This window comes from Acinetobacter sp. A3 (genome assembly GCF_012371415.1).
Lineage (GTDB): Bacteria > Pseudomonadota > Gammaproteobacteria > Pseudomonadales > Moraxellaceae > Acinetobacter.
Genome location: NZ_JAAZQW010000052.1, coordinates 1 through 13,644 on the forward strand (window position 1 = coordinate 1; position 13,644 = coordinate 13,644).

General features: G+C 42.3%; 12 protein-coding genes. 10 read left to right on the forward strand and 2 right to left on the reverse strand.

Annotated elements, in window-relative coordinates:
• The first annotated feature begins 75 nt into the window (after positions 1-75).
• Together HHA42_RS12105 and HHA42_RS12110 are read left to right on the forward strand one after the other, a co-directional pair.
• Complete coding sequence (locus HHA42_RS12105) at positions 76-840, forward strand: TauD/TfdA family dioxygenase (RefSeq protein ID WP_168461696.1); 765 nt, start codon at positions 76-78, stop codon at positions 838-840.
• A gap of 39 nt (positions 841-879) precedes the next feature.
• Positions 880-1,725, forward strand: coding sequence for an SDR family oxidoreductase (locus HHA42_RS12110; protein ID WP_168418222.1), 846 nt, complete (start codon positions 880-882; stop codon positions 1,723-1,725).
• A 10-nt stretch (positions 1,726-1,735) separates the two neighbouring features.
• On the opposite strand, the gene HHA42_RS12115 is transcribed toward HHA42_RS12110, so the two are convergent.
• Positions 1,736-3,055, reverse strand: a complete 1,320-nt coding sequence (locus HHA42_RS12115; protein WP_168418221.1) for a sigma-54 dependent transcriptional regulator — start codon at positions 3,053-3,055, stop codon at positions 1,736-1,738.
• Positions 3,056-3,247: 192 nt separating this feature from the next.
• Here HHA42_RS12115 and HHA42_RS12120 point away from each other — a divergent pair, with 192 nt between their 5' ends.
• The 7 genes from HHA42_RS12120 (at position 3,248) to HHA42_RS12150 (ending at position 11,096) form a co-directional block, all read left to right on the forward strand.
• Positions 3,248-3,931: an MBL fold metallo-hydrolase gene (locus tag HHA42_RS12120; protein WP_168461697.1), complete on the forward strand. Its 684-nt coding sequence runs from the start codon at positions 3,248-3,250 to the stop codon at positions 3,929-3,931.
• Between the two features lie 48 nt (positions 3,932-3,979).
• Positions 3,980-4,762: a sulfite exporter TauE/SafE family protein gene (locus tag HHA42_RS12125; RefSeq protein WP_168418220.1), complete on the forward strand. Its 783-nt coding sequence runs from the start codon at positions 3,980-3,982 to the stop codon at positions 4,760-4,762.
• Between the two features lie 140 nt (positions 4,763-4,902).
• A complete protein-coding gene (locus tag HHA42_RS12130; RefSeq protein ID WP_168418219.1) occupies positions 4,903-5,220 on the forward strand; it encodes a hypothetical protein in 318 nt (105 codons plus the stop codon).
• Between the two features lie 331 nt (positions 5,221-5,551).
• Positions 5,552-6,613 (forward strand): HlyD family efflux transporter periplasmic adaptor subunit, encoded by a 1,062-nt coding sequence (locus HHA42_RS12135; RefSeq protein WP_168526654.1) that lies wholly within the window; start codon positions 5,552-5,554, stop codon positions 6,611-6,613.
• Positions 6,610-9,372, forward strand: a complete 2,763-nt coding sequence (gene rbbA, locus HHA42_RS12140) for a ribosome-associated ATPase/putative transporter RbbA (RefSeq protein WP_168418217.1) — start codon at positions 6,610-6,612, stop codon at positions 9,370-9,372. The genes HHA42_RS12135 and rbbA overlap by 4 nt, the downstream gene beginning before the upstream one ends.
• A 1-nt stretch (position 9,373) precedes the next feature.
• A complete protein-coding gene (locus tag HHA42_RS12145) occupies positions 9,374-10,501 on the forward strand; it encodes an ABC transporter permease (protein WP_168418216.1) in 1,128 nt (375 codons plus the stop codon).
• A 217-nt stretch (positions 10,502-10,718) separates the two neighbouring features.
• A complete protein-coding gene (locus tag HHA42_RS12150) occupies positions 10,719-11,096 on the forward strand; it encodes a hypothetical protein (protein WP_168418215.1) in 378 nt (125 codons plus the stop codon).
• A gap of 83 nt (positions 11,097-11,179) precedes the next feature.
• Here the strand turns inward: HHA42_RS12150 and HHA42_RS12155 are convergent, their stop codons facing one another.
• Positions 11,180-12,109, reverse strand: coding sequence for a LysR family transcriptional regulator (locus tag HHA42_RS12155; protein WP_168418214.1), 930 nt, complete (start codon positions 12,107-12,109; stop codon positions 11,180-11,182).
• Positions 12,110-12,291: 182 nt separating this feature from the next.
• Here HHA42_RS12155 and benE point away from each other — a divergent pair, with 182 nt between their 5' ends.
• Positions 12,292-13,497 (forward strand): benzoate/H(+) symporter BenE, encoded by a 1,206-nt coding sequence (benE, locus tag HHA42_RS12160; RefSeq protein ID WP_168418256.1) that lies wholly within the window; start codon positions 12,292-12,294, stop codon positions 13,495-13,497.
• Positions 13,498-13,644 lie beyond the last annotated feature (147 nt).

Below are 13,644 nucleotides of genomic sequence, written 5' to 3' on the forward strand. Positions count from 1 at the left end.
TACACGCTTGGCAACAAGACATTAACAGAGTGCGAATTAGTCCTTGAGTATGTTTGAATACATTTTAAGGAACAGATGGATGTAAACACATTTAGTGGCTTAATGACGAATATTTGCCAAACGCTGACCTATGACCCTGCGCGGGAAAATGTGACTCGTCAATCTCAAAAGGTAGATGCAGGAACTCAAGCTATGGGGCTACATATTGAAAATGGTTCAACACCTATGCCACCCGACATCATTGCATTTTTTAGTGAAAAAAGTGCTTCACGTGGTTCTCAAACCACCTTATGTGATGGGCATGCAGTCTGGAAAAAACTGCCTGAAACGCTCAAACAGAAATTTTCAGAGCCGATGATTATTCGCCGTTATTTACCTAAACATACATGGCAAAAGTATGTAGCAACTGCATTTAATATTGCAGAGGTCGAGCAGGTTGGATTACAGGAATTGGCACGTTTTATTGAGATGATTCCTGGGCAACGAATTCAGCCTGCACATGATCAGGGCGTACTTTATGATTTAAGCATGCCCATGATTCGCCATGACAATTTAAAAGCTGTTCCAGCCTTTGCCAACACCTTGCTGGGGCCATCTTATAACTATGAAACACCGCATTTTTACTTTGCTGATGGTACTGAAATCCAAACGGAATTACTGGAAGAGCTGGCCGAGCGTTGTGAGCGTGAAACCTCTGAAATTGACTGGCAAGATGGTGATGTGGTCCTGATTGATAACAAACGCTTTATGCATGGCAGACGTGAAATTTTAGTGCCGCTGGAGCAGCGTAAACTGTATATCTGTATGGGTCTAGGGCTCAATCCTGAATTTGCAGTGTAAAGGCTGTGTGCCATTCCCTTAATATTTAGAGTGAATTTTATGTCAAATTTAAACGCCGTTATTTTTGGTGCAACAGGTGGCATAGGTCAGGCAGTTGCGCAACATTTTGCCGCACAAGGTTTGAACCTAATTTTGGTTGGACGCAAACAGCAAGCCTTGCAACAATTACAGGATGAGCTGTCACAACAGTATTCACAATTGCAATTACATACGATGCGTTGTGATTTGGCCGATGTCCAAAGCCGAGATCAGTTTGTGCAGACCATTGCCGCATTGAATCAGCCAATTCATTACTACATAAATAACGCGGGCATGAATGATTTTAGTTTGTTTGCACAGCAGACCGCAGAAACAATTGAACAGATGATGTTGGTGAATGTGGTGTATCCGTTGCAATTGATTCAAGCCCTGCTGCCGTATATGTCAGAGAGTCAACCCAGTCAGGTCATCAATATTGGCTCGACTTTTGGCAGCATTGGCTACCCAGGCTATGTCAGTTATTGTGCCAGTAAATTTGCGTTACGTGGTGCAACAGAGGCATTGGCCAGAGAGTACAGCAAGACGGCAATTCAGTTCAGGTATTTCTCACCACGGGCTACGGCTACGCCTATGAACAATTCTGAAGTGATGGAAATGAATATTAAAATGGGCACAAAAATTGATAGTCCTGAATTTGTGGCACAGGAGTTATATCAATTTTTGAATCAATCAGGGCAATCGTACCAAGTTGGTTATCCTGAAAAAATATTTGTGAAATTGAATCAGGTAATGCCGCATGTTGTGGCTGCGTCTATTCAAAAAGATCTAGACACCATTTACCACTATGCCGACAAAAGTAAAAAGCCAAGTCCTTTAAGTTATGCTGCCCAATCTAAAAAACCTTAAGTCATCTAAGTCATAAATGAAATTTTTTGCGATAACGCCATAAGGTGGTTCGGCTAACACCGAGTGCTTGCGCCACCAATTCAGTTTGACCTTGATATTTTTCCAATAGGTCTTGCAAGGTGTCTTTATCAACTTTTTGACTGCTTTTGATGGGCAGTTGAATTGGCTGTGGTGCTGTAGATGGTCTGGCTAAGTTCAAACTGGCATGCACAATTTCATCGGGTAAATCTTGTGGGTCAATTTGGGTTTTACCTGCCGACATAGTCAGTGCATACAGCAAGGTATTCTTTAATTCACGTACGTTACCCGGCCAATCATAATTCAGTAATACCGCCAAAGCTTGTTCAGATAAAGTCGGTGTGAGCTGAAACTGAGCCTGCTGTTGTTGCAAAATAAAGGCGGCAATTTCAGGAATATCCTGTTTGCGTTCTCGTAGTGGCGGCACAAAAATAGGGATAACTCTTAAGCGATAGAGCAAATCTTGGCGGAACCTGCCCAGTCGGGCTTCTTCACGCAAAGCACGATGTGTTGCGGTAATAATTCTGACATTCGATTTAATTGATTTTTCACCACCCAAAGGGATAAATTCGCCCGTTTCCAATACACGCAACAATTTTGCCTGTAGCTCTAAAGGAATTTCTGCAATTTCATCTAAAAACAAAGTACCGCCCGCAGCACGTTCAAATACGCCTTTATGTTCCCGAATTGCCCCTGTAAAAGCGCCTTTCACATGCCCAAATAATTCACTTTCTAGAATGTTGGCATTTAAAGCGGCACAGTTAATCGCAATAAAAACCTGTGCATGACGATGACTTCGTGCATGAATGGCTTGCGCCACCAACTCCTTGCCGCTGCCAGATTCGCCACGGACTAAAACTGGGAATTCAGTCACTGCAACTCGTTCAATAATGGAATACATATGCTGCATTTGTGGCGAATGACTATGGAAAAAATCTGTCAAATTACTGTTTGTCTGCTCGGATGCTGCTGTTGTTTTAAATACAGGTAGAGATACGACGGGCTGCATAAAAAATAAACGCCCACTCAAGTTTTCTGCACGAATACGAATATTTAAGTGGTGATAACTCAACGCTATGGAATTGTCTACTAATGTCAGGGTTCCAATAGGTTGTTGTAAATTCAGCAGTTGGTTTTTTAGGTTTTTTTCGATGCTGCCTGAAAATGTGGCCGATGCCTGAGCATATTCGTAGCACCATGTTTTGGATGCCTCATCATATATATACAGCCAACTGTCAGGGCAAAGTTGCTGTAAATGAAACAAAAAATCTTCAAGTTGAGCTTGCTGTTCAAAGTCATACATTGTCGTCATATTGTTTCATCTTTTGTTTCATTTTGGATTTAATTGAAACATGAAACGCAACAATTGTGAAACACACAGATGTAACTGAATTAGATAATGCATTTCAATATATTGTATTTTATTAATATATTAAAAATAGATAAAGTTGGCACTCTATTTGCAAAACTAAGCATAACAATAATTCAATACGGTACACAGCACATGATCTTTCATCAATTTTTTGAACCGGAAAGTTCAACCTACACTTATTTATTGGCTTCTGAACAAACCCGTGAAGCCGTACTCATTGACCCTGTGATTTCCGAGGTAGAGCAGTATGCGGCTTTTTTGGAGCAGCATAGTTTGCAATTGGTTTACAGCTTAGATACCCACGTGCATGCCGACCATATTACTGCGGCAAATACCTTAAGAACCCGCTTTGGTTGCAAAACTATTTTGCATCGTAATTCGGGTGTTGGGTGTGGTGATATTTTCATTACCGATGGTGCGGCCATTCGTGTCGGTGAGTTGCAGATTGAAGCACGTTATACCCCAGGTCACACCAATGCATGTACCAGTTATGTGGTGGATGGCATGGTGTTTACGGGGGATGCCTTACTGATTGATGGTTGCGGTCGTACAGACTTTCAAGAAGGGAATCCTGCTACTTTGTATGACAGTATCCACCTGCAAATTTTTAGCTTACCTGATGATACTTTGGTGTACCCAGGCCATGACTACAAAGGTCGTGTTTCATCTACCGTGGGACAGGAAAAACGCAATAACTCACGTTTGGGGCAAGGCCGTACCAAAGCTGAATTTATTACCCTTATGCAGAATTTAAACCTGCCTTATCCAAAACAAATAGATGTGGCTTTGCCTGCCAATCAGGTGTGCGGCAAGTGATGTGGATGTACTTAAAACGCCATACACGAGTGGAATAGGGGAACAGGCATGTGGATGTTAATTCTGGAAGGCTTGGTTATTGGGACTTTACTCGGGCTGACTGGGGCAGGGGGCGGTATTCTTGCTGTTCCTGCCCTAATGGCAAGCCAAGGCTGGACCGTTGCACAAGCTGCTCCCGTAGGATTATTGGCTGTCACTCTAGCTGCTTTTGTGGGCACAATTGAGGGATTATTCAAGCGAATTGTACGTTATCGAGCTGCATTGTGGATTGCCTTAATCAGTATTCCTTCAGCACGCTATGGCGTACATTTGGCAGGTATTGTGCCCCCTGTTTGGCTGACATTGGCATTCAGTGCGGTTATGTTCATTGTGGCTTATCGCATTTTCTTTAATAAGGTTAATGATCAGACCAATCCACCATGTAAGGTCAATCAAACGACTGGACGCTTAGTTTGGAACGCCAAAACAGCATCTTTGTTGGGCGGTGTGGGGATTATTGCAGGTTTGCTGACAGGCCTACTTGGAGTCGGTGGCGGCTTTGTGATTGTGCCGTTATTGCGTAAATTCACTGACTTGGATATGCGCAGCATTGTAGCAACATCTTTAATGATCATTTTTTTGATTGGTGGCGTCAGTATTTCTGCCCATGTTTTAGATGGTTTTCAGTATCCGACGATGGTCACCATGACGTTTGTCATAGCGTGTATTGTGGGGATGTTGTTGGGACGTGTTTTAGTTCACCGCATGAATAGCAATACGGTACAGAAAGTATTTGCCACCACGGTGATTGGCGTTGCATTGTATTTAATTTACAGCGCAATTATGGCTTAAGTCTAATATGAAGCGGCTAGGTTTTTATTCTGAACTACAGTATTGTGACTAGGTAACGTATTGTTAAGTGTAAGAAAAAGCACTAGACCTAGACCAGATTAAAGATTAGCTTAACTGTATAACATGACAAGGAGCCAAAAATGAAAAAACATTTATTTTGTGTGGGTGTCGAGTTTCGTAAAGCATCCGATGAAACAGGCTCTTATGCGTATTTGACTGCTTATTTAGGTGCAGATCATCTAAATGAAGCGATTGAGCGTGTGCAGAAACAACTAGAGCAAGAAGGCAATAAAATTTTATTTGTACGTGGATGTTGGGTGGTCGATGCCGATTGTGACGATGGTTTCTGCCCAACTGAAGAAAGCAATGCGGCTTCTAAAGCAGACCTGTTGTTCAATGATGAAATCTATTATGGCAAATTGCAGCAATGGTCAGCCAATAATGGTTATGAATACTAAGGGCTAGGCTGTTTAATTGATCTAACACAAAGTTTGATCAAACTAAAAAACCGCATTTAAGTCATGTTTTAAAATCATGTTTGAATGCGGTTTTGTTGTATCTAAATTGCTGTCAGATTTATTTTAAAGTTCATTTTTTAATGCGAAGCTCAGTTTTCATCTCAGGTCAATTCTGTGCTGCTAAATGAGCTCTTAAAATTCGTCTGAGTTCTAAAATGGTTTCCGATTTTTCATGAAGGGGCTGTAGTAGACAACATATTGCGAGTAACATTCGTGTTATAAAATAATTTTGAAAGATTTCTTTAGCACAAGTTTTTGGGTAATCACAAACATGAATATTAAAAAACTCACACTGGTGAGTGTAGTGGTGATTTTGGGTTTGGTGGCTTATTTGGTCTGGCAAAATATGACCCAATCCGATACAGAAGCTTTAGTCAGTGGTAATGGGCGAATTGAAGCAACTGAAATTAATATCTCCAGTAAATTAGCTGGCCAGTTAGAAGAAATCTTGGTGCAAGAAGGCGACTTTGTAGAATCAGGTCAAGTTTTAGCCCGTATTAAAGTGTCTGCTTTAGAAGCACAACTCCGTGAAGTCCAAGCCCAGCAGCGTCAGGCACAAGATGGCATTGCTACCGCAGAAGCGCAAGTCGCCATGCGAATCAGTGAAAAAGCTGCAGCGCAAGCCATGGTTGTTCAACGTGAAACTGAACTGGTTGCGGCTAAAAACCGTTTGGCACGAACTGAAATTTTGGCTAAAGATGGAGCATCATCAAAACAGCAATTAGATGATGAACGTGCAGATGTTAAAAGTGTGGCTGCGGTGTTGAGTGCAGCAAGAGCACAAGTAGACAGTGCACAAAGCGCAATTGTGGCAGCAAGAAGTCAGGTGTCCAGTGCACGTTCACAAGTCGATGCGATTAAGGCCACAGTAGAGCGGATTAATTTTGATATTGAAGATGCCCTGCTCAAAGCTCCATTAAAGGCACGTGTTCAGTTTTTGGTGGCACAACCCGGTGAAATGATTGCCGCAGGCGGGCGGGTCATGAACCTGATTGATCTGTCGGACGTTTATATGACCTTTTTCCTGCCAGAAACGGTGGCTGGCCGAATTGCCATAGGTACAGAAGTTCGTATTGTGCTGGATGCTGCTAAAAATGTGGTGATTCCTGCCCGTGTTTCTTTTGTTGCAGATACTGCACAGTTCACCCCAAAAACAGTGGAAACTGCAAGTGAACGTCAAAAACTGATGTTTCGAGTTAAAGCCAAAATTGATCCAGCTCTGTTGCAAAACCACATTCAGCAAGTCAAAACTGGCCTTCCAGGTGTGGCTTATATCAAAGTTGATGAAAGTGCTCCTTGGCCTGAATTCCTAAGCAATCTGGTTAAATCATGACAGCATCATCTGCGCAAGGTGCAATTGTTGCCGACATTCAACAAGTCAGTCTGAAATATGGCAAAACTCAGGCTTTAACAGATATTTCTCTGTCTTTGCCTGCGGGTTGCATGATTGGTCTAATCGGTCCAGATGGCGTGGGTAAATCAAGCCTGCTGGCATTGCTGGCGGGTGCCAAAGTGGTTCAGCAAGGCCGTTTGATGGTACTCGGTGGTGATATTGCCGATGCAAAACATCGTAGAAAAGTTTGCCCACATATTGCCTATATGCCACAAGGGCTTGGGAAAAACTTGTCCAAAACTCTTTCGGTGGAAGAAAACCTACAATTTGTTGCCCGTTTGTTTGGGCATAATGCAGCAGAAAGCCGAAAGCGTATTGATGCACTGACCAAAAGTACAGGGCTGTATGACTTTTTGGATCGTCCCGCAGGAAAACTCTCTGGTGGGATGAAGCAGAAACTTGGCCTGTGCTGTTCCCTGATTCATGATCCTGATTTTTTAATTTTAGATGAGCCAACCACTGGGGTCGACCCTTTGGCACGCTCACAGTTTTGGGAGTTAATTAACCGTATTCGTCGTGTCCGCCCACAAATGAGTGTGATTATCGCCACAGCGTATATGGATGAAGCGCAAGGTTTTGACTGGTTAGCGATGATGGATGAAGGCAGAATCCTGAAAACTGGCAGTCCTGATGAGTTGTTGGCACAAACTGGTAGCCACAGTTTAGAAGAGGCCTATATCAAGCTTTTGCCAGAGCAAAAGAAACAGGGTTATGAACCAGTCGTTATACCGGCTTTACCGCAGCATGATTCAGAAGGATATGCGCTGGAAGCCAAAGATCTGACCGTTAAGTTTGGCGATTTTACCGCAGTCGATCATGTCAATTTTCAGATTCGTCGTGGTGAAATTTTTGGTTTTTTAGGCTCCAATGGTTGTGGCAAATCGACCACCATGAAAGTTCTGACGGGATTGCTGGAAGCTTCGGAAGGGCAGGCATGGTTGTTCGGACAACCCGTGGAAGGCAGTGATATAGCGACCCGTCGCCGTGTTGGCTATATGTCACAATCCTTTTCACTCTACAGTGAATTGACGATTACTCAGAACTTGGTGCTGCATGCCAAGTTATTTCATGTGCCTGCAGAGCAGATTGCATCACGTGTGCACGAGATGCTGCAGCGTTTTGACTTAAGTACTGTAAAAGACAAATTACCTGATGATTTACCGCTTGGACTGCGGCAGCGTCTGTCATTGGCAGTTGCTCTGGTACATCAGCCTGAAATTTTAATTCTAGATGAGCCGACCTCTGGCGTAGACCCCATCGCTCGGGATAATTTCTGGCGTCATTTGATCACTTTGTCACGTCAAGACGGGGTCACCATCTTTATTTCCACCCACTTTATGAATGAAGCAGAGCGCTGTGACCGTATGTCATTGATGCATGCAGGACGGGTCTTGGACAGTGCAGCGCCTGCACAATTAATTAAAAACCGCCAAGCGAGTTCATTAGAAGAAGCTTTTATTGGCTATCTGTTGGACGCAGGAGCAGGTGTTGGCGCTCAGACTGCGACAGAAGAAAAGGATGAACAGCAAGCTAGTGATCATCTATCTGTCAATACGCAGCAACCGAAGTCTAGTCGATTCAGCCTACAACGCCTGCTCAGTTATGCATGGCGTGAATCGCTAGAATTGGCGCGTGATCCGATTCGTGCGACCATGGCTTTGGTCGGGTCAATCATTTTGCTGTTGGTGATGGCACTTGGAATTACCATGGATGTGGATGATCTGACGTTTGCTGTGCTGGATCGTGATCAAACAGGTTTAAGTCAGAATTACACGATGAGTATCGCTGGCTCACGCTATTTTGTGGAAAAACCACCTCTGCAAAGTTATGAAGACCTAGACCAGCGCATGCGCAGCGGTGATATTGCTTTGGCGATTGAAATTCCACCCGGCTTTGCACGAGATGTGGCTCGAGGAGAGAACGTCAAGATTGGTGCATGGATTGACGGGGCTATGCCGCAGCGTGCAGAAACGGTTCAGGGCTATGTGCAAGGGATTCATGCTCATTGGTTAATGCAGCAAGCCTTGGAACAAAGTGGTTATAAATATTCCAGTGCGGTCAATGTAGAAACCCGCTTTCGTTATAACCCAGATATCAAGAGCTTGCCAGCAATGGCTCCAGCTTTGTTCCCATTATTAATTCTGCTCATTCCTGCAATGCTTACAGCACTGTCTGTGGTACGAGAAAAAGAACTGGGTTCGATTGTGAATTTGTATGTTACTCCAGTCACCCGCAGTGAATTCTTAATTGGCAAGCAAATTCCTTACGTGGTACTGGCCATGCTGAATTATTTCCTGATGTGCCTGATGATAGTGGTGTTTTTTGATGTGCCGATTAAAGGCAGTTTTTTGACGCTAACATTGGCATCTTTACTGTTTATTATTTTTTCTACAGCTACAGGTTTATTGGCTTCGGCACTAACCAAAAGTCAGATCGCCTCGATGTTTTTGGTGATGCTCGGTACGATGATTCCAGTGATGCAATTTGCGGGCATTATTAATCCCGTTTCTGCATTGGAAGGTTTTGGTCGCTGGTTTGGAGAGATCTATCCTGCGACACACATGATCAATATCAGCCGTGGGGTGTTCAATAAGGCATTGGGTTTTGAAGACTTGAGTCAGGGTTTCTGGATTATTCTGCTGTCCGTCCCCGTGATGATGTGTGCAGCAATCCTTGCACTAAAAAAACAGGAGCCCTAGGATGTTCAGACAGAAAATACAGAATATCTATCAGCTCGGTTGCAAGGAGTTGTGGAGTCTTTGGCGTGAGCCAGTCATGCTGATTCTTATCATTTACACCTTTACAGTGGCCATTTATACGGCTGCTACAGCCATGACAGACAGCCTGAATATGGCGCCTATTGCGATTGTAGATGAAGATCATTCAACTTTGTCTGAGCGGATTAGCTCGGCATTTTATCCACCTTATTTTATTCCGCGAACCACAGAACTGAATTACATGGATACTGGAATGGATGCAGGTGAATTTACATTTGCTTTAAATATTCCAGTGAATTTTCAGGAAGATGTCTTGGCGGGTAACTCGGCCGCAATTCAGGTCAATGTAGATGCAACACGTATGTCGCAAGCTATGATCGGGGCAGGTTATATCCAACAGATTGTACAGTCAGAAGTTAGTGAATATTTGCTGCATCATCGTGAAATGACCAGTATGCCAGTAGAGCTGGAAATGCGGGCACGCTTTAACCCAACACTAGACCAGAAATGGTTTGGCAGTGTTATGGAAATCATCAACAACGTAGCGATGCTGTCTATTATTCTGACTGGTGCTGCGTTAATTCGTGAGCGTGAACACGGTACGGTTGAACACTTGATGGTGATGCCAGTCACGGTGTTTGAAATCATGATGTCCAAAGTCTGGTCGATGAGTCTAGTGGTATTGATAGCGGCTTTTATCGGTCTGAAGCTGGTGGTACAGATGGCCTTAAACGTACCTATAGAAGGTAACTTGTTTCTGTTCTTCTTTGGTGCTTTGTTGACGTTGTTTGCCACCACTTCGATGGGGATTTATTTGGCGACTATGTCCAAATCCATGCCGCAGTTTGGCTTGTTAATGATGTTGATTTTGATTCCGATGCAGATGCTTTCAGGTGGCATGACACCGCGAGAAAGTATGCCTGAAGTATTGCAATATCTGATGCTGATTGCACCGACCACACATTTTGTTGAGCTGGCTCAGGCCATTTTGTACCGAAATGCTGGGCTAAATATCGTTTGGCCATCGTTTCTGTGGCTGATAGCAATTGCAATTGTGTTCTTTTACGTGGCGTGGAAACGCTTTAAAGATACGATTCATACCATGGCTTAAAGGTTTTAATTTGGTTTAGATCACTTTGATTTATTGATTAAAGCTTTTGATTACGGGACGGCAGCCTAAGAAATTTTTGTTTATTGGAGCAACGAGTAGGTTAGAATCATTCTAATGAGTGTTTTTTATACTGATTTACTTAGAGATAAACATAACACTTCATTTTCATAAGAAGTTAAATATTTTAATTATATTTGAATAGGTTAAGGGCTTTGATGTGACTTCACAATGTTATGTTTTGGCAGATTGTACCGACTTATATATTTTATTGGATCCTAAGGCACAAAACCTTACAGATTCTGAAAAAATGGTCATTCTACTGGAAATTGAGCAAGCACTTGCACAGGCTAATTTTGCAGCTAAGCATCTCAATTTACTGTGGGATGATGGCTTAACTCATGGAAAATTCACAATTTGGTCTGTGGATACACCTATTAAAGTTTTGTCTGCCGATGAAAAACATCAGCTGATTGCTGGCTCAACTTTATCTAGTTTTGTACTTCCTGATTATTTGCAACAACGGGCTCAGGAAGATCAACAGCTGATGGTTTTTCCAGAAGAATACTATATCAAAAGTCTATTAAACCTGCATTGATGCGGCTTATCGCTGTTGCACTATAAGCCGATCATTCTATTTTATTTTGGCTTTTCTTTTGCAAAGGATCTGCGCGTTGTTCATTATCGCTCAGGTAATGACCAAGGATAAAACACTGTTCCCGTTGCTTGTGCGGTTGTTCGCTCCTCGTTTTCTAATTCATGCAGAATTCGATAGATAATATTGGACACCAGTGACTGCTCATTCGACTTTTTCATAATGACAATCAGCTCGCGATAAAACTCTTCTTCCCCCAAGCGAATGACATTGATGTTGTTCTGCTGGTCACGCCAAGGCGCATTAAAGGGAATTAAGGCTACACCTAAATTGTTTTCTACCATTTTAACAATGGCTTCTACATCTTCAAGTTCAAGAAAATCCTGTGTTTCAATTTTATGCTTGCTTAAAAAATCAGAAACGATATTGCTGCCAAATGAAGAGCAGTCGTAACGTATAAAAGGGTAGCGGCTCAAAATTTCTTTATAATCTGTGAGCTTAACTTCTTTAGGAGTCACTAAAACAAAAGCTTCTTTACACAGCGAATAGTAGCTAAATTCTTTGGAAATAGGGAAGTTCGGTTTTATGATCACCCCTAGATTAATCTCGCTACTTTCTACCATATTGAGCAGGTTTGAAGACACACCTGGCAGAATTCGTACTTTGGCATAAGGTAAATATTCCTTAAACTTTTTCAATAATTGTGGGAAAAAGCCAGATTGAATCGAAGCAATCGCACCAATTTTAATCAAACCCTTATAATCAATCAGCGATTCAGGCTGCTTGATTTTTTCAATCAGCACCATGATTTCTTCTGCATATTTAATGACGCGCAGCCCCTCTACATTTAAATAGGCTTTGCGTCCGACCCGTTCAAAAAGTTCAAGATCAAGTTGCGTTTCTAAGGACTTTATTTGAGCGCTTACACCCGCTTGTGTTAAGCCAATCCGCTGTCCCGCAGCACTAAATGAACCGTATTTTTGGATAGCAATTAGCGTTTTTAATTCATTCAGCATCGCTAGCTCTTTATTTATAGATAAATATTGATTGTTAATTATATAGAAATAATTAGTTTTTAATTAATTTTATTTGTGAATAAGATGTCTTATCGCCCCAAAAAAGAGTGAAAAAAGATTTTGGGTTGCAAGGTAAATCGCAAATGACATAAGGAGTATGTGCTGTGAAAGATATTTTCAAAATGCTCAAACAGGATTGGTCTATTTCTGCCACAGTCGCAGGCTTCTTGGCTGTACTGATTTCATATTCAGGCCCTTTAATCATTTTCTTTCAGGCGGCACAACAGGCGAATGTCTCTTCATCTATGATGATTTCATGGATTTGGGGAATTTCTATTGGTGCTGCTGTTACAGGCATCTTTCTATCGATTAAATACAAAGCCCCGATTATTACGGCATGGTCAGCACCGGGCACGGCCTTATTAGTGACTTTGTTTCCTGATTTATCCCTGAGTGAAGCCGTTGGGGCATATATTACCGCTGCGCTTGCCATGTTGATTATTGGTTGGAGTGGATATTTTGATAAATTAATAAAAATGATTCCGCAAAGCATAGCCGCTGCCATGATGGCAGGAATTTTATTCCAGTTTGGTTTAGGGCTGTTTATTGCCAGTAATTCTATGCCTTATTTAGTGATAGGTATGTTGTTGTGCTATCTGATTGCCAAACGTCTTTCACCACGCTATGCCATCATTTGGGTGTTGCTCACTGGAATTATTCTTGCGGCAGCAATGGGACAAATAAACCCAGTCAACATGGATTTTTCACTCGCTGTACCACAATTCATTACACCTGAATGGACATTAACCTCAACCATCAACTTTGCGATCCCTTTGATTTTGGTCAGTCTGACGGGGCAATTTTTACCTGGAATGGCCATTCTCAAGTTGAGTGGGTATGACACACCAGCTAAACCCATTATTAGTACAGCGAGTATTGCTTCATTAGCGGTGTCTGTGGTGGGTGGAATTAGTATTGTACTGGCTTCAATTACAGCGGCTTTGTGCACCGGTAAAGATGCCCATGAACTTAAAGAAAAACGCTATATTGCAGGGGTTGCCAATGGACTGTTTTACATTTTAGGTGGTCTGTTTTCAGGCAGTATTGTGATGCTATTCAGTTTACTGCCAAAAGAATTAGTCGCTGCGCTTGCAGGACTGGCCTTATTGGGTGCAATTGCCACCAATATAACTGCAGCAATTAAAGACGAAAATCACCGTGATAGTGCGCTAATTACCTTTCTTGCCACCGTCTCTGGCATGAGTTTTTTAGGACTAAGTTCTGTATTTTGGGGTATCTGTATAGGTTTGATTGCACACTTTATTTTAACCAAACGTGACAAAGCCGCTGTAACGCATGCGCAATTAAAAACTATTGAAACAAAATGATAGGCCAATCAAGTCTGCATCATAAACCAATAATATTGGGGGGAATAAGTGGAATGAGTCACTTGAAATAAGAGGTGGTCCCACTTGTTTGAACAACTAAAAGCTTATTTATAAGTGATACTCTGCTCTAGTTAAGCTACCTTATTT

Excerpts from the sequence above, each read along its gene's own strand:
- HHA42_RS12105 (WP_168461696.1), top strand. The coding sequence starts at position 76 with ATGGATGTAAACACATTTAGTGGCTTAATGACGAATATTTGCCAAACG.
- HHA42_RS12110 (WP_168418222.1), top strand. The coding sequence starts at position 880 with ATGTCAAATTTAAACGCCGTTATTTTTGGTGCAACAGGTGGCATAGGT.
- HHA42_RS12115 (WP_168418221.1), bottom strand. The coding sequence starts at position 3,055 with ATGACGACAATGTATGACTTTGAACAGCAAGCTCAACTTGAAGATTTT.
- HHA42_RS12120 (WP_168461697.1), top strand. The coding sequence starts at position 3,248 with ATGATCTTTCATCAATTTTTTGAACCGGAAAGTTCAACCTACACTTAT.
- HHA42_RS12125 (WP_168418220.1), top strand. The coding sequence starts at position 3,980 with ATGTGGATGTTAATTCTGGAAGGCTTGGTTATTGGGACTTTACTCGGG.
- HHA42_RS12130 (WP_168418219.1), top strand. The coding sequence starts at position 4,903 with ATGAAAAAACATTTATTTTGTGTGGGTGTCGAGTTTCGTAAAGCATCC.
- HHA42_RS12135 (WP_168526654.1), top strand. The coding sequence starts at position 5,552 with ATGAATATTAAAAAACTCACACTGGTGAGTGTAGTGGTGATTTTGGGT.
- rbbA (WP_168418217.1), top strand. The coding sequence starts at position 6,610 with ATGACAGCATCATCTGCGCAAGGTGCAATTGTTGCCGACATTCAACAA.
- HHA42_RS12145 (WP_168418216.1), top strand. The coding sequence starts at position 9,374 with ATGTTCAGACAGAAAATACAGAATATCTATCAGCTCGGTTGCAAGGAG.
- HHA42_RS12155 (WP_168418214.1), bottom strand. The coding sequence starts at position 12,109 with ATGCTGAATGAATTAAAAACGCTAATTGCTATCCAAAAATACGGTTCA.
- benE (WP_168418256.1), top strand. The coding sequence starts at position 12,292 with ATGCTCAAACAGGATTGGTCTATTTCTGCCACAGTCGCAGGCTTCTTG.